This window comes from Cryobacterium aureum (assembly GCF_002954245.1).
Classification (GTDB): domain Bacteria; phylum Actinomycetota; class Actinomycetes; order Actinomycetales; family Microbacteriaceae; genus Cryobacterium; species Cryobacterium aureum.
The window spans coordinates 1-15,985 of record NZ_PPTG01000027.1 but is presented as its reverse complement, the minus strand read 5'-3'; the positions used below and the strand labels follow the sequence as shown (position 1 = coordinate 15,985).

The 15,985-nt window shown below is 65.7% G+C and carries 13 protein-coding genes and 1 rRNA gene; 12 read left to right on the top strand and 2 right to left on the bottom strand.

The window, feature by feature from the left end; all coding sequences use genetic code 11:
- Position 1 precedes the first annotated feature (1 nt).
- From pheS to argH, 9 genes are all read left to right on the top strand, one after another.
- Positions 2-1,060, top strand: a complete 1,059-nt coding sequence (gene pheS, locus CJ028_RS10380) for a phenylalanine--tRNA ligase subunit alpha (protein WP_105035188.1) — start codon at positions 2-4, stop codon at positions 1,058-1,060.
- Complete coding sequence (pheT, locus tag CJ028_RS10375; protein WP_105035187.1) at positions 1,060-3,678, top strand: phenylalanine--tRNA ligase subunit beta; 2,619 nt, start codon at positions 1,060-1,062, stop codon at positions 3,676-3,678. The genes pheS and pheT overlap by 1 nt, the downstream gene beginning before the upstream one ends.
- A gap of 72 nt (positions 3,679-3,750) precedes the next feature.
- Complete coding sequence (gene argC / locus CJ028_RS10370; protein ID WP_105035186.1) at positions 3,751-4,836, top strand: N-acetyl-gamma-glutamyl-phosphate reductase; 1,086 nt, start codon at positions 3,751-3,753, stop codon at positions 4,834-4,836.
- Entirely contained in the window at positions 4,833-6,014 is a 1,182-nt protein-coding gene (gene argJ, locus CJ028_RS10365) for a bifunctional glutamate N-acetyltransferase/amino-acid acetyltransferase ArgJ (RefSeq protein WP_105035185.1), read from the top strand. Before argC ends, argJ begins: the two co-directional genes overlap by 4 nt.
- A 2-nt stretch (positions 6,015-6,016) precedes the next feature.
- Entirely contained in the window at positions 6,017-6,931 is a 915-nt protein-coding gene (argB, locus tag CJ028_RS10360) for an acetylglutamate kinase (protein ID WP_105035184.1), read from the top strand.
- A complete protein-coding gene (locus CJ028_RS10355) occupies positions 6,928-8,106 on the top strand; it encodes an acetylornithine transaminase (protein ID WP_105035183.1) in 1,179 nt (392 codons plus the stop codon). Before argB ends, CJ028_RS10355 begins: the two co-directional genes overlap by 4 nt.
- A 104-nt stretch (positions 8,107-8,210) precedes the next feature.
- Positions 8,211-9,140, top strand: a complete 930-nt coding sequence (argF, locus tag CJ028_RS10350) for an ornithine carbamoyltransferase (RefSeq protein ID WP_105035182.1) — start codon at positions 8,211-8,213, stop codon at positions 9,138-9,140.
- 167 nt (positions 9,141-9,307) lie between these two features.
- Positions 9,308-10,507, top strand: coding sequence for an argininosuccinate synthase (locus CJ028_RS10345; RefSeq protein WP_105035181.1), 1,200 nt, complete (start codon positions 9,308-9,310; stop codon positions 10,505-10,507).
- 7 nt (positions 10,508-10,514) lie between these two features.
- Positions 10,515-11,951 (top strand): argininosuccinate lyase, encoded by a 1,437-nt coding sequence (gene argH, locus CJ028_RS10340; RefSeq protein WP_105035180.1) that lies wholly within the window; start codon positions 10,515-10,517, stop codon positions 11,949-11,951.
- A 55-nt stretch (positions 11,952-12,006) separates the two neighbouring features.
- On the opposite strand, the gene CJ028_RS10335 is transcribed toward argH, so the two are convergent.
- Entirely contained in the window at positions 12,007-12,606 is a 600-nt protein-coding gene (locus CJ028_RS10335) for a hypothetical protein (RefSeq protein WP_105035179.1), read from the bottom strand.
- Positions 12,603-13,232 carry a DNA-binding protein gene (locus CJ028_RS10330; RefSeq protein ID WP_105035178.1) on the bottom strand — a complete coding sequence of 210 codons (630 nt, stop codon included), beginning with the start codon at positions 13,230-13,232 and terminating at the stop codon, positions 12,603-12,605. Before CJ028_RS10330 ends, CJ028_RS10335 begins: the two co-directional genes overlap by 4 nt.
- Positions 13,233-13,376: 144 nt before the next feature.
- On the opposite strand from CJ028_RS10330, the gene tyrS reads away from it, so the two are divergent.
- From tyrS to CJ028_RS10315, 3 genes are all read left to right on the top strand, one after another.
- A complete protein-coding gene (gene tyrS / locus CJ028_RS10325; RefSeq protein WP_105035177.1) occupies positions 13,377-14,678 on the top strand; it encodes a tyrosine--tRNA ligase in 1,302 nt (433 codons plus the stop codon).
- A 56-nt stretch (positions 14,679-14,734) separates the two neighbouring features.
- Positions 14,735-15,274, top strand: coding sequence for a GNAT family N-acetyltransferase (locus tag CJ028_RS10320; RefSeq protein WP_105035176.1), 540 nt, complete (start codon positions 14,735-14,737; stop codon positions 15,272-15,274).
- 600 nt (positions 15,275-15,874) lie between these two features.
- Positions 15,875-15,985: ribosomal RNA gene (locus CJ028_RS10315) — 16S ribosomal RNA — on the top strand; the annotation flags it as partial.

Genomic DNA, 15,985 nt, shown 5'->3' with positions numbered 1-15,985 from the left:
TGTGTCTGATTCCGCTGGTCCCATCGACCCACCCGCCATTACCGAAGAGGCAGTGAACGCTGCGGTTGACGCCGCTCTGGCCGCCATCGCCGTAGCTGCTACGACCGCACTGCTCAAGCATGTGCGCAGCGAGCACGCGGGGGAGTCGTCGCCGCTGTCGAAGCTCAACGCGCTGATGCGCAGCGTGCCCGGCAACCAGAAAGCTGCTGCCGGCAAGCTCGTCGGCCAGGCCCGCGGCACCGTCACCAAGGCGTTGACCGCTCGCGAAGACGAGATCGGTGCGATTGAAGCGGCCGCGCGGCTGCTCGCTGAAACGGTGGACGTGACGGCAGCGAGCTCCGCTTGGAAAGCCGGGGCGCGGCATCCTACGTCTCTTCTCATGGAACGTGCCGCCGATGTGTTCGTGGCCATGGGCTGGGAAGTCGCCGAAGGGCCGGAGCTGGAGAGCGAATGGTTCAACTTCGACGGTCTCAACTTCGACGAGGACCACCCGGCCCGCGCCATGCAGGACACCTTCTTCGTTGAGCCGACGGATGCCCACCTCGTTCTCCGCACGCAGACCTCGCCCGTGCAGCTGCGCGCGTTGCTGTCGCGAGAGCTCCCGGTCTACGTGGTCGCGCCCGGGCGGGTGTTTCGCACTGACGAACTCGACGCGACCCACACGCCGGTGTTCCACCAGATCGAGGGCATCGCCATCGACAAGGGACTCACCATGGCGAACCTGCGTGGCACGCTCGATCACTTCGTGCAGGCACTGTTCGGCCCCGAAGCCAAGGTGCGCCTGCGCCCCAACTATTTTCCGTTCACCGAGCCGAGCGCGGAGCTCGACGTCTGGCACCCCACCTTCAAGGACGGCGCACGCTGGATCGAGTGGGGCGGCTGCGGCATGGTGCACGCCAATGTGCTGCGCTCGGCCGGAATCGACCCCGAGGTGTACTCCGGGTTCGCGTTCGGAGTGGGTGTGGAACGAGCTGTGATGTTTAGAAATGACGTAAAGGACATGCACGACATGGTCGAGGGCGATATTCGGTTCAGCCAGCAGTTCGGGATGAACCTCTAATGCGGGTACCACTGAGCTGGCTCGGCGAATACGTCGACCTCGCGCCCGGCACCACGCCGGAAGACGTGCACGCCGCGCTCGTGAGCGTCGGCCTCGAAGAGGAAGACATCCACCGAATCGAGGTCTCCGGCCCGATCGTGGTCGGCGAGGTACTCGAATTCGTCGGCGAAGAGCAGACCAACGGCAAGACCATCAACTGGTGCCAGGTGCGCGTTGCACCGGGCGACGAACTCGCCGCCGACGGCGGCCCGGCCGTGCACGGCATCATCTGTGGCGCGCACAACTTTGCCGTCGGCGACAAGGTCGTCGTGACCCTGCCCGGCGCCTCGCTGCCCGGCCCGTTTCCGATCGCGGCCCGCAAAACCTACGGCCATGTCTCCGACGGCATGATTGCGTCAGCCCGTGAACTCGGCCTCGGCGACGAGCACGACGGCATTCTGCTCCTAGCCTCGCTCGGCATCGACGCCCCGGTGGGAACGGACGCCATCCCGCTGCTCGGCCTGGATGACAGCGCCGTCGAAATCAACGTCACCCCCGACCGCGGCTACGCCTTCTCCATTCGCGGTGTCGCCCGCGAATACTCGCACGCCACCGGCGTGCCGTTTCGCGACCCCGCACTTGCCCTCACCGTCGTGGCCCCGGTCACCCGGTTCCCGGTCACGATCGACGACCAGGCGCCGATTCGGGACCACGTCGGCGCGAGCGTGTTCGTGACCCGCGTCGTGCGCGGCGTCGACCCGACCCGGCCGACTCCGGCCTGGATGATCGCGCGACTGGGGCTGGTGGGCATCCGCACCATTTCCCTCGTCGTCGACGTGACCAACTACGTGATGTTCGAGCTCGGCCAGCCGTTGCACGGCTACGACCTCGACAAACTACAGGGCGGCATCATCGTGCGCCGCGCGACGGCCGGCGAGAAGTTCACCACGCTCGACGCGGTCACCCGCACTCTCAGCGTTGAAGATTTGCTGATCACCGATGAATCCGGGCCGATAGGACTGGCCGGCGTGATGGGCGGGGCGAGCACTGAAATCACCGCGCAGACCGTCAACGTTCTTGTCGAGGCCGCCAACTTCGACCCGGTGTCGATTGCGCGCTCTGCTCGCCGACACAAACTGCCGAGCGAGGCGAGCAAGCGGTTCGAACGTGGCGTCGACCCGCGCGTTGCCGCTGTTGCCGCTGCGCGAGTCGTGCAGCTGCTCGTCGACCTTGCCGGGGGAGCCGCCGACGACCTCGGTTCGGTCTACGACGAGGCCCCGGCACCGCAGCCGATTCTGCTGCCGACCGGGTTCGTATCTGGCCTCATTGGCCTGGCGTACACCGGTGACGAGGTGCGCGATGCCCTCGTCGACATCGGTGCGTCACTGATCGAGGCCGACGGTGACCTGCAGGTCACCCCGCCGAGCTGGCGACCCGACCTCACTGACAAGTGGACCCTCGCCGAGGAGGTCGCCCGCATCGTCGGGTACGACCGCATTCCTTCGGTGCTGCCCGTCGCGCCGCCCGGCCGCGGCCTGACCCGCACGCAGACGCTGCGCCGCACCGTCGCGCAGACCCTCGCGGCAACCGGTCACACCGAGGTGCTGACCTACCCGTTCGTGTCCGAGCGGGCGAACAACCTGTTTGGAGTGGCGGTTGCGCCCGTGACCACCCGTGCAGCGGATGCCGGAGCAACCGTTGCCGAGACGGGTGCGGCATCCGCTATGCCGGTTGCGGTTCCTCAGATGAAGGTGGCGAACCCGCTCGACGGGGAGGCGCCGTTCCTGCGCACCTCGATGCTGCCGGGCCTGCTGCAGATCGCGCACCGCAACCGCTCACGCGGACTGGTGGATCTCGCTATCTACGAGCAGGGACTGGTTTTCCGGCCCGAACCCGAAGTGGCGTACGGCACAGCCGTGCTTCCCACCGGAGGTGAGCGCCCGAGCGCCGAGGCCGAGGCGGCGCTGAACGCGGGAATCGTTCCGCAGCCGCTCCTGGTCGGCGTCGTTCTCGTCGGCAACGACGTGCGGCACCAGCCGGGACAGCCGGCCGTTGCTGCTGGCTGGCAGTCGGCGCTGGCCGCCGTGCAGCAGGTAGCTCTGGCCACCGGCGTGCGTATCGAGGTGCGCCAAGGTCTGCACCCGGCGATGCACCCGGGCCGCACCGCCGAGTTGTTCGTCACCGTTTCCGCCGCGACCGCCGCGGCTTCGACGGTGTCGGTCGGATTCGCCGGCGAACTGCTTCCTGCGGTGGCCGACGACTACGACCTGCCCGCTGTCGTTGCCGTCGCGGAGATCAACCTGGGGCTCGTCTTCGCGCGGGCCGACGGCGATCTCACCGTCACGCCCATTCGCACGATGCCCGCCGCCACGCAGGACCTCTCGCTCGTCGTCGCGGCCTCCGTGCCGGCTTCCGACTTACGCGCGGCCGTCGCTGAGGGGGCCGGTAACCTGCTCGAGAACATCGAACTGGTCGACGACTACCGCGGTGCCGGCGTCGACGCCGGCCAGAAATCGCTCACCTTCGCGCTGCGTTTTCGCGGCGAGGAGCGCACGCTGACTGCCGCCGAGGCGAGCGCCGCCCGTCTGGCCGGCGTTGCCCTCGCCGCCGACCGCTTCGGGGCCACCCTGCGCGAGTAGCGCTGGTGCCCACCCGTGACTCCCCGCGCGGCCGCGGAAACGGGGCCGCCGGGGCCGCGCTAGGTTTAACTCATGGCTTTTTCGGTGGCAGTGGCGGGCGCGAGCGGGTATGCGGGCGGCGAACTGTTGCGGCTGCTCGCCGGACACCCCGAATTCGAGGTGCGCACGGTCACCGCACACAGCAACGCCGGGCAGCGACTGATCGACGTGCAACCCTCGCTGCGTTCCCTCGCCCACCTAACCCTCGTCGACACGACGCCCCAGAATCTCAGCGGCCACGACGTTGTCTTCGTGGCCCTGCCGCACGGAAAATCCGGCGAACTCACCGCGCATCTGCCCGCCGAGACCCTCGTCGTGGACTGCGGCGCCGACCACCGCCTGGAAAGTTCCGACGACTGGGCCGCATTCTACGGCGGCGACTACTTCGGTGCCTGGACCTACGGCGTGCCCGAACTGCCCACCGTGAACGGCAAGCAGCGCGACCGGCTCGTCGGCGCTCGCCGCATCGCCGCGCCCGGCTGCAATGCCAGCACGGTCGCCCTCGCCTTGGCCCCAGGCATTCACGCCGGCGTGATCGAAGCGCAGGACCTCGTGGCCGTGCTCGCCGTCGGCCCGAGCGGTGCCGGCAAGAGTCTCAAGCTGCCCAACCTCGCCGCCGAGATCCTCGGTTCGGCCAACCCGTACGCGGTCGGCGGTACCCACCGGCACATTCCAGAAATCGTGCAGTCGCTGCGCTGGGCCGCAGCGCCGGGCATCGCCGACCCGACGAGCGCAGCATCCATTTCGCCACGAGAGGCCACCATCTCCTTCACCCCGGTGATCGTGCCGATGGCCCGCGGCATCCTCGCAACGGCCACCGCCCGACTTGTGCCGGGAACGAGCGCCGATGCCGTGCGCGGCGCCTGGGAGAGTGCCTACGCCGACGAACCGTTCGTGCACCTGCTTCCGGCTGGCCGCTTTCCGCGCACGGCTGACGTGCTCGGCGCCAACACCGCTCTGATCGGGCTGGCCGTCGACGAAGCGGCCGGTCGGGTCGTCACCATCACCGCGATCGACAATCTGGTCAAGGGCACCGCCGGCGCTGCCATCCAATCCGCCAATATTGCCCTCGGTCTGACCGAAACACTCGGTCTGACCATGAATGGAGTTGCTCCGTGAGTGTCACCCTTCCCGCCGGTTTTGCTGCTGCCGGCGTCACCGCCGGCCTGAAGAAGTCCGGCGGGCTCGACCTCGCCCTCGTGCAGAACCTCGGCCCGCTGCAAAACGCCGCGACCGTATTCACGAGCAACCGCTGCCAGGCCAACCCGGTCATCTGGAGCACCCAGGTCATGAGTGATGGCCGAGTCAGCGCGATCGTCCTCAACTCCGGCGGCGCCAACTGCTACACCGGCAGCATCGGCTTCCAGACCACCCACGCCACCGCCGAAGCCGTCGCCACCCGCCTCGACATCTCCTCCGGCGACGTTCTAGTCTGCTCCACCGGCCTGATCGGTGAGCAGCTCAACCTCGACCTCGTCACCGCCGGCGTCTGGGACGCCACCCTCGCCATCAAAACGGATGCCGCCACCACGCCGGCCGCCGGCCTGCTGGCCGCGCAGGCGATCATGACCACCGACACGCGCCCGAAGCAGGCCGCGCACACATCTGCCGCCGGTTGGAGCATCGGCGCCATGGCCAAGGGCGCCGGCATGCTCGCTCCGGGCCTTGCTACGATGCTTGTCGTCATCACGACCGACGCCGTGCTCGACTCGGCCGAGCTCGACACGGCACTACACGCGGCCACCCGGGTCACCTTCGACCGCCTCGACTCTGACGGCTGCATGTCGACCAACGACACCGTGAGCCTGCTCTGCTCCGGCGCCAGCGGCGTCGCCGCAGACTTGGCCGAATTCCGAGCCGCGCTTATTGAGATCTGCCGCGACCTCGTCTTGCAGTTACAAGGTGACGCCGAGGGTGCCGCGCACGACGTGGCGATCACGGTCACGAACGCGGTCTCCGAAGACGAAGCCGTCACCGTGGCCCGCGCCGTCTCGCGCAGCAACCTGTTCAAGTCGGCCATCTTCGGCAACGACCCGAACTGGGGCCGCGTGCTCGCCGCTGTCGGAACCGTCCCGGTCAAGGACGCCGCGTTCGACCCCTACGGCATCGACGTCGCTATCAACGGTGTGCAGGTGTGCACAGCAGGGGAGCCGGACCAGCCGCGCGACCTCGTCGACCTCTCGAGCCGCGGCGTGACTGTACTGATCGACCTGCACGCCGGCAGCGAAATGGCCACGCTGTGGACCAACGACCTCACCCACGACTACGTCGAAGAGAACAGCGCGTACTCGAGCTGATCATGACCGAGACACCCAGAACGAAGCCCGACGAGACCAGCCAAGCCGAAGCATCCATTAAAGCGGCAACGCTGATCGAATCCCTGCCCTGGCTCAAACGCTTTCACGACCAGATCATCGTGGTGAAGTTCGGCGGCAACGCCATGGTGAGCGAAGAGTTGCAGCGTGCCTTCGCCGAAGACATGGTCTATCTCCGCTACGCGGGCATCCGCCCGGTGGTCGTGCACGGCGGCGGCCCGCAGATCTCGGCCATGCTGAAGCGCCTAGGCATCGAGAGCGAGTTTCTTGGCGGCTACCGGGTGACCACCCCCGAAGCGATGGATGTCGTGCGCATGGTGCTCACCGGCCAGATCAACCGCGACCTGGTCAGCCACATTAACCAGCACGGCCCGCTCGCCGCCGGACTCAGCGGCGAAGACGCCGGCCTGTTTCGGGGACGGCGGCGTGGTGTGGTCATTGATGGCGAAGAGGTCGACCTCGGACTCGTCGGTGACGTCGTCGGCGTCGACCCGGAAGCGGTGCTCGCGCAACTCGCCGCCGGCCGCATCCCGGTGGTGTCGTCGATCGCTCCCGATTCGGATGTTCCGGGTCAGTCCCTGAACGTCAACGCCGACGCTGCCGCTGCCGCACTTGCGATCGCCCTCGGCGCGGCCAAGCTCGTGATTCTCACCGATGTCGCTGGGCTCTACCGCGACTGGCCGAACCGGGATTCGCTCGTTTCCATCATTGATGTTCTCGAGCTGCGTGGCCTGCTGCCCGAGCTGGAATCGGGCATGATCCCCAAAATGACGGCCTGCCTCGACGCTGTCGGCGGCGGAGTCGCCAAGGCCGCAATCATCGACGGGCGAGTGCCGCACTCGATCCTGCTCGAAATTTTCACTGGAAGCGGCATTGGCACGGAGGTAGTACCCGCATGACGCAACACTGGCAGAACCGGTTCGCCGATTCAATGATGCGCACGTTCAGCCCGCCGCTGGCTATGCTCGTGCGCGGTGAAGGCTGTTACGTCTGGGACGAGAAGGGCACCAAGTATCTCGACTTTCTGGCCGGCATCGCCGTGAACTCGCTCGGTCACGCCCACCCCGAGGTCGTCGCGGCGGTAACGAAGCAGATCGGCACGATCAGCCACGTCTCGAACTATTTCGCGACCCCGCCGCAAATTGAACTGGCTGAACGCCTCAAGCGCATCACTGGTGCCGGCGACGAAGGTCGCGTCTACTTCTGCAACTCCGGCGCCGAGGCTAACGAGGCCGCGTTCAAACTGGCCCGGCTGAACAATAAGGGCCACCGCACGCGCATCATTTCACTGCACGACTCCTTCCACGGTCGCACCATGGGCGCGCTTGCGCTGTCGGGCAAGCCGCACATGCGGGAGGCGTTCGAACCCGTGCCCGGCGGTGTCAAACACATCGACAGCACGATCAAGGCCCTCGAAGCCACGATCGACAACACCGTCGCCGCCCTGTTCCTCGAGCCGGTCAAGGGCGAGGCTGGCGTCATCGACCTGCCGGAAGGATTTCTGAAACGCGCCCGCGAGCTGTGCACCGAACACGGTGTTTTGCTGATCATCGACGAAATCCAGACCGGAGTCGCCCGCACAGGCGCCTGGTTTGCCTACAACCACGCCGAGATTCTTCCGGATGCCGTCACGATCGCCAAAGGGATGGGTGGCGGTGTTCCCATTGGTGCGCTGGTCACCTTCGGCTGGGCCTCCGACCTGTTCCGGCGCGGCCAGCACGGTTCGACTTTCGCCGGCAACCCGCTCGTCACCGCCACCGCAAACGCGGTGCTCGGTGTGATCGAACGCGACGACCTCGCCGCGAACGCCGCTCGACGAGGCCAGCAGTTGCGCGAGATCATTCTCGGGTTCCACTCGCCGCTGATCGAAGAGGTTCGCGGACGCGGCCTGCTGCTCGGCGTCGGCCTGACCGAACCGGTCGCGCTGAAGCTCGGCGCTGCGGCCCTGGCTCATGGCCTCATCATCAACGCCGCCAACGAGACCAGTATTCGCATTGCCCCGCCGCTGATCGTGGGCGATGCCGAATTGGCCGACTTCCAGGAGCGGTTCGGGCAAGCCCTGGCCAGCCTCTAGGCTGGGCGAATCCCACTTTGCACCGGTTCAGGCCGGCGTGGGAGGCTCATGCGGGTGGCAGCATCCGCTCTGCGATTGAACAAACTCCAACCGAAAGTGACACCGTGACCCGCCATTTCCTGCGCGACGACGACATCTCCCCGGCCGAACAGGCCGAGATTCTCGATCTGGCCCTGGAGCTGAAGCGAGACCGATTTGCGGTGCGTCCGCTCACCGGCCCGCAGACCGTCGCGGTCATTTTCGACAAGTCTTCGACCCGCACCCGAGTGTCCTTCGCGGTCGGGATCGCCGACCTCGGCGGCAGCCCGCTCATCATCAGCACCGCGAACAGCCAGCTCGGCGGCAAGGAAACAGCCTCCGACACCGCCCGCGTGCTCGAACGCCAGGTCGCCGCGATTGTCTGGCGCACCTACGGCCAGGCCGGACTCGAAGAAATGGCCCTCGGCACCACGGTGCCGGTGATCAACGCGCTCAGCGACGACTTTCACCCCTGCCAGCTGCTCGCCGACCTGATGACCATCCGCGAACACCGCGGCGACCTCGCCGGGCAAACCCTCGCCTTTCTCGGGGACGGAGCCTGCAACATGGGCCAGTCTTACCTGCTGGCGGGAGCAACCGCCGGCATGCACGTGCGCATCGCCTCGCCGGTCGGGTACACCCCGACCGATCAGGTGGTAACGGATGCGACGGCCATCGCTGCCCGCACCGGCGGTTCGGTTTCTCTGTTTACCGACCCGCGCGAAGCCGTCACCGGCGTCGACGTGGTCATCACCGATACCTGGGTGTCGATGGGCAAGGAAGAGGAGAAGGCCGCGCGGCTCGGGGACCTCGGCCAGTACCGGGTCGACGCTGAGCTGATGGGGCTGGCCAAGCCGGGCGCGCACTTCATGCACTGCCTGCCGGCCGACCGCGGCTACGAGGTGACCGCCGAGGTCATCGACGGTGCGCAGAGCATCATCTGGGATGAGGCAGAGAACCGCCTGCACGCCCAGAAGGCTTTGCTGGTCTGGTTGCTCGCGCAAAACGCGGCCTGACCGTCTCGCTCTCGCCATCGGGACGGGGCCTGGGCCCCGACCCGGGGCCCAGTTTATAAACTGGGCCCGTGGACGGGGCCCAGGCCCCGTCCGCGGCACAGGGCGGACGACCGGGGGCGCAGGCCCCAGCACGTAAACTTTAGACAGATCAAGATTTAGGGAGAACCATGGCGGAACGCGTTGTACTTGCATACTCGGGTGGACTGGATACTTCGGTCGGCATCGGCTGGCTCAAGGATGCCACCGGCAAAGAGGTCGTAGCCCTCGCCGTCGACGTCGGACAGGAGGGCGAAGACATGGACGTGATCCGTCAGCGCGCCCTCGACTGCGGCGCCGTCGAATCCATCGTCATCGACGCCAAGGACGAGTTCGCCAACGACTACATCGTGCCCACGCTCAAGGCGAACGCCCTGTACCAGAAGCGATATCCGCTCGTTTCGGCCATCAGCCGTCCGCTGATCGCCAAGTACCTCGCCTCCACCGCCAAGGAACTCGGCGCCGACAGCGTCGCCCACGGTTGCACCGGAAAGGGCAACGACCAGGTTCGGTTTGAAGCGGCCGTCGCGGCCCTCGCCCCCGACCTGACCTCGCTCGCCCCGGTGCGCGACTTCGAGCTCACCCGTGACAAGGCCATCGAATACGCCGCCAAGCACAACCTGCCCATCGCGCAGTCGAAGAAGAGCCCGTACTCCATCGACCAGAACGTTTGGGGTCGCGCCGTCGAAACCGGATTCCTCGAAGACCCGTGGAACGCGCCGATCGAAGACCTCTACACCTACACCCAGGACCCCTCGATCACCCGCGCCCCCACCGAGGTTGTCATCTCCTTCGAGCAGGGCGTGCCCGTCGCCATCGACGGTAAGAAGGTCACCCCGCTGCAGATGATCCAGCTGATGAATCGTCGCGCCGGCGATCAGGGTGTCGGCCGCGTCGACATCGTCGAGGACCGCCTGGTCGGCATCAAGAGCCGCGAGATCTACGAAGCTCCGGCCGGTATCGCCTTGATCGCCGCCCACGAGGAACTCGAAAACATGACCCTGGAGCGCGACGTTGCCCGCTACAAGCGCGGCGTCGAGAGCAAGTGGGCCGAGCTCGTCTACGACGGACTCTGGTTCTCCGGTTTGAAGAAGAGCCTCGACGTGTTCATCGAAGACACGCAGAAGTACGTGACCGGCGACATCCGCTTGAAAATGCACGCCGGCAGCGCCGTCGTCACCGGCCGCACCAGCACGACCAGCCTGTACGACTTCAATCTCGCCACCTACGACACCGGCGACTCCTTCGACCAGACCATGGCCAAGGGTTTCATCGAACTGTGGTCGCTGCCGAGCAAGGTCGCCGCACGACGCGACGCCGCAGCAAAGTAGGGCCCGCGTGTCGAGTGAGAAGAACGCGAACCGCGCCGGCAAGGCAGGCGCCCTCTGGGGCGGCCGTTTCGCCGGGGGACCGTCGCCGGAACTGGCACGGCTAAGCAAGTCGACCCAGTTCGACTGGATGCTGGCCGAATACGACCTGCAGGGCAGCCGGGCGCATGCTCGGGCCCTCGCCGCCGCCGGGTATCTCACCGACACCGAATTGACCAAAATGGTCGGCGCGCTCGAAGAACTCGAGCGCGCCGTTCGGGTTGGCGAATTTCTTCCGGCCGAAGCTGATGAAGACGTGCACTCCGCCCTTGAGCGGGGACTCATCGACATAATCGGCGTCGAAGTGGGCGGCAAACTCCGCGCCGGCCGCAGCCGTAATGACCAGGTCGCGACTCTCGTGCGGATGTGGCTGCGCGACCACGCCGCCATTCTCGCGTCCCTCGTCATCGAACTCATCGATGCCCTCGCCGCGCAGGCCGAAGCGCACGAAGACGCCATCATGCCCGGCCGCACCCACCTGCAGCACGCCCAGCCAGTGCTGCTCGCACACCACCTGCTCGCCCATTGCTGGCCGCTCGTGCGCGACCTCGACCGCTTCGCGGACTGGAAACGCCGAGCGGATGCGTCCCCCTACGGATCCGGCGCCCTCGCCGGAAATACCCTCGGTCTCGACGCGCACCTGGTGGCCGTGGACCTTGGCTTCGCCGCCGTGGTCGAGAACTCCATCGACGGCACCGCGAGCCGTGACCTGGTCGCCGAATTCGCCTACATCACCGCGCAAATCGGCATCGACATGTCGCGGCTGGCCGAGGAGATCATTCTCTGGAACACCCGCGAATTTGGTTTCGTCACCCTCGACGACGCCTATTCCACCGGCTCCTCGATCATGCCGCAGAAGAAGAACCCCGATATCGCCGAGCTCGCCCGCGGCAAATCCGGCCGCATGATCGGCAACCTCACCGGGCTGCTGACCACGCTCAAGGGGCTGCCGCTGGCGTACAACCGCGACCTGCAGGAAGACAAAGAGCCGGTCCTTGACTCGATCAACACCCTCGAAGTGCTGCTGCCCGCCTTCACCGGCATGGTCGCCACCCTCACCTTCCACACCGAGCGGATGGCTGAGCTCGCGCCGCAGGGTTTCTCCCTCGCCACGGATGTCGCGGAATGGCTGGTCAAACGCCACGTCTCGTTCCGTGATGCGCACGAAATTACCGGGTCCCTGGTGAAGTTCGCTGAGACGAACAATCTCGACCTGCACGAGGTCAGTGACGACGATCTCCAGGCGTTGTCGCCGCACCTCGTCCCCGAGGTGCGCGAGGTGCTCACCATTCGCGGATCGGTCGACAGCCGCGACGGCGTCGGCGGAACCGCGCCGGCGCGGGTCGCCGAGCAGCGGGCCCACCTCGTGGCTCGCGTGCGCGACCTGACGGCCGCACTGAGCCGGTAGAGCAGTGCTGTATCGGCGGCGCACACGTGTGCCTGCGAGGAAATAAACCGCGGCGCTAGACCAGCGCCATCGGCACGAGTGCGGCGCAGGCACAGGCCCAGGTGAGGCTCGACAGTGTGCCGATGATGAACCGTTCGCGGGATTCGGCCGCGGCCAGCTCGGTGAACCGGCCGACACCCTTGATGGCGACGACGATGGCGATGGCCTCAGGGAAACCGGCGAGAATCGCTCCGGCCACGGCGAGCCGTTCCAGGATGCCGATGGTCACGCCGCCGCGCAGCACCTCGTGGGTTTCCGGGTCCCTGACCCCGGCCATGGTCGGAGCCGGTTTGCCGGCGTTCAGCACCATGATTCCGCCGTGCTGGCCCGGCGGCACCGAGTTGTTGGTAGCGAGATCGAGGGCGAGTACCGCGACCGGACCGCCGCCGATAACGGCCAGGGCCAGCGCGAGCATGCCGAGCACAATGCCGAAAGCGCTCGGGCCGGGCCCGACGGCTACAGCGGCCAACACCAGCGCTACGGCAAGTCCCGCGATGGCGGCGATGGCGTAGAGCTGACGATGCAGTTTGAAGGCGATCGCGGCGCAGGTGAGCGAGGCGAGGGCAACCAGGATCAGCGCGACCCAGTACAGAAACGTGAGAACGGTGAAAGTCATAGGGTTTCCGATTCGTTCGCGTTGTGGTCGAGCTGCTCCAACAGCCTAACCAACGCCGGCCGCGCTGCCTGCTCGACCCGGTACTGTGCCGCCTTGAGCCGCTGGCTCACGGCTCCGGTCGTGATTTTGAGCTCCGAAGCGATGTCGGTTTGGGCCAGCCCGCTTTCGAACAGGTCGCCGGCCTCCCAGCCCTGCGGGGTGCGGCGTTGACGCAGCAGCAACAGCATGGTGAGTAGCGCCTCGATGCCGGCGGCGGTATCAGTGGCGGCGGCATCCGTTTGGCTGACCTCGAGGGCAAAGTGCGCCTCGGTTCGCTTCGCGCGCACCACGGCATCGCGGGCCGCGATGAACGCGCCGCCGGTGGCCTGCCGGGTCGACACCGGCAGAGGCGTGCGCACGGCGCCGATTCCGAGCCCGACGCTCCAATGGCCGGAACGATGCAACGCGAGAATGGTGGAGAGCGTCGGCTGGGCCGCCGATACGAGCAGCTGAATCTCATCGCCGGCGGTTTGGTCGGGCGGCAGACTGAAGGCATCCGGGTTCTGCGCCAGGAGTTGGGCGATCATCTCCCGCGCACGATCGTGATCGTTGCGGCTGTCGATCTGGTCAGCGGTGATGACAAACATGGCTCAGGCTCCGTCCTGTATTTAGTCTAATTAAGCTCACAGGCTAAATCAAACCTAATATAGGCTTAAGGCTGAATTGACACGCACGGGGAGCGGATGCTGTCGCCGACCCGGCGAGGCGGCCCCGGCTGGTAATCTGAACGCGTGTCAGACCCCACCATTCTTGCCCAGCAGACCAATGATCCCTCCTTCGATTCCGTGTGGGAGGAGATCAACTGGCGCGGCCTCGTGCACGTCTCCACCGACGAGACCGAGCTCAAAGCGCTGCTCGATGGTGACCCGATCACCTATTACTGCGGATTCGACCCGACTGCGGCGAGCCTGCACCTGGGCAACCTGGTGCAGCTGCTGCTGATGCGGCGCCTGCAACTGGCTGGACACCATCCGCTCGGCCTGGTCGGTGGTTCCACCGGACTCATCGGCGACCCGCGCCCCACCGCCGAGCGCACGCTCACGCCCACCGACACCGTCGCCGAGTGGGTCGGCTACCTGCAGGCGCAGGTGTCCCGGTTTCTTAGCTCCGAAGGCGACAACGCCGTCACCCTGGTGAACAACCTGGACTGGACCGCGCCGCTGAGCGCCATCGATTTCTTGCGCGAAATCGGCAAGTACTACCGCGTCGGCACCATGCTCAAAAAGGATGCCGTCAGCGCGCGCCTCAATTCCGACGCCGGCATCAGCTACACCGAGTTCAGCTACCAGATTCTGCAGGGCCTGGACTACCTCGAACTGTTCCGCAGCTACGGCTGTGTGCTGCAGACCGGCGGCAGCGACCAGTGGGGCAACCTCACGAGTGGAACCGATCTAATCCGCCGCGCCGAAAGCGGCACCGTGCACGCCATCGGCACCCCCCTCATCACCAACAGCGACGGCACCAAGTTCGGCAAAAGCGAGGGCAACGCAGTCTGGCTCGACCCGAACCTCACGAGCCCGTATGCCTTCTACCAGTTCTGGCTCAACACCGACGATGCCGACGTGGTCTTTCGGCTCAAGGTATTCACGTTTCTCACGCGCACTGAGATCGACAGGTTCGCCGAACTCGTCGAAACCGAGCCGTTCCGCCGTGAAGCGCAGCGCCGACTCGCCCTCGAGGTGACCAGCCTCGTGCACGGTCAAGCCGCAACGGATGCCGCTATCCACGCCGCCGAAGCCCTGTTCGGCCAGGGTGACCTCGCCGAGCTCGACCCGGATACCCTCGAAGCCGCGCTGCGCGAACTTCCGCACACCACGACGGCGCCGCACGCGACCGTGCTGCAGCTGCTCGTCGATACCGAGCTGTCGAAGAGCATCGGTGACGCCCGACGTGCGGTGCAACAGGGTGGGGTGTATCTCAACAACGAGAAGGTCACCAGTCTCGACCTGACCATTGAAGGATCCGTGCTGCCCGGGGGAGTAGCAGTGCTGCGCCGCGGCAAGAAGACGCTGGCCGGTATTTTCGTCGAGTAGTCACCTGCGCGGCTCCGTTGCATGGGGTCGGCAGGTGCGGGTGGCAAGATGTCGACGTGGAAACTCTTCGAACCGAACACCTGCTGCTGCGCCCTTGGACCCTCGATGACACCGACTTCGTCTTCGGGCTGTACTCCCTATGGTCTGTGCAACAGCACATCGGGCTGCACCCGCGGGTGATGACCGATCGCGCCGAGGCGGTCGCGGTGATCAACCGCTGGCAGGGGATGGAGCATCCCGTTCACGCCATTCGGGCGGTAACGGATGCCGACACCGGCGAAATCTTCGGCAACCTGTTGCTCAAGTCCATTCCGGCGTCGAGCTCGGTCACTCCACTCGTGCCGTCGGGGGACACCGAGATCGGCTGGCACTTTCACCCGAACGCGTGGCATCACGGCTACGCGACCGAAGCGGCGTCCGCTGTACTGGCCGAAGGCTGGAAGACCGGTATCGACCGGGTAGTGGCGGTGACCACGCCCAGTAACCGGCCGTCGCAGCGGGTCTGCCTGCGTATCGGCATGACGCACAAGGGCCGAACCGACCAGTACTACAACTCCGTGAGCGAACTCTTCGTGGCGTTCGCCCCCGAGCAGTAGCCGTGGCGTTTCAGGCATGCTTCGAGCGGATGTCCGCCCACGACACGCCCGGGATGACGCAGTGAGTTGCGGGGTATCAGGATTCACCGTAATGTCATCTAAGTCACCCCACAGGTTCGGAAAAAGCCAAGTGCTTCCGGCCTCAAGCGGGACCAATCCCAAGTCAAAATAGCCCGGTAATTACCGCGCGACAGTGACTTGATGAAGTTCACCAGAAGTACGAGATATTGACTTCTGACTGAGCGACAAGAAATAAGAGAAGTACTCCAGTGCAATGGTCTTCGTGGCCGGCGGCTGGGTGTGTCCGATCCTTGAGAACTCNGGGTGTGTCCGATCCTTGAGAACTCAACAGCGTGCACAATGTCAAATGCCAAAAACCTCGTGGTTGTTGGCCCGTTTCTAGCGGGTTGCAGCTGAGAGATTCCTTTGGAATTAATATTGAAAAAGTCCTGACTTCGGTTGGGCAACTAAACAAAGCAAGTCAGTAATGATTTGTTCTTGTCAGTTTCAAACTTGCATCTTCTCAACCTATTCCGGTTGGTGGGTGCACTAGATGGGCGTTCGGTTTGTATTTATATGAATCGGGTAGCTATTCAAACATTTACGGAGAGTTTGATCCTGGCTCAGGACGAACGCTGGCGGCGTGCTTAACACATGCAAGTCGAACGGTGAAGAGGAGCTTGCTCCTTGGATCAGTGGCGAACGGGTGAG

Bases quoted from the DNA above. Each gene is read 5' to 3' on its own strand.
- argB (WP_105035184.1), top strand. From the start codon at position 6,017: ATGACCGAGACACCCAGAACGAAGCCCGACGAGACCAGCCAAGCCGAA.
- CJ028_RS10345 (WP_105035181.1), top strand. From the start codon at position 9,308: ATGGCGGAACGCGTTGTACTTGCATACTCGGGTGGACTGGATACTTCG.
- CJ028_RS10335 (WP_105035179.1), bottom strand. From the start codon at position 12,606: ATGACTTTCACCGTTCTCACGTTTCTGTACTGGGTCGCGCTGATCCTG.
- CJ028_RS10330 (WP_105035178.1), bottom strand. From the start codon at position 13,232: ATGTTTGTCATCACCGCTGACCAGATCGACAGCCGCAACGATCACGAT.
- CJ028_RS10355 (WP_105035183.1), top strand. From the start codon at position 6,928: ATGACGCAACACTGGCAGAACCGGTTCGCCGATTCAATGATGCGCACG.
- argC (WP_105035186.1), top strand. From the start codon at position 3,751: ATGGCTTTTTCGGTGGCAGTGGCGGGCGCGAGCGGGTATGCGGGCGGC.
- pheT (WP_105035187.1), top strand. From the start codon at position 1,060: ATGCGGGTACCACTGAGCTGGCTCGGCGAATACGTCGACCTCGCGCCC.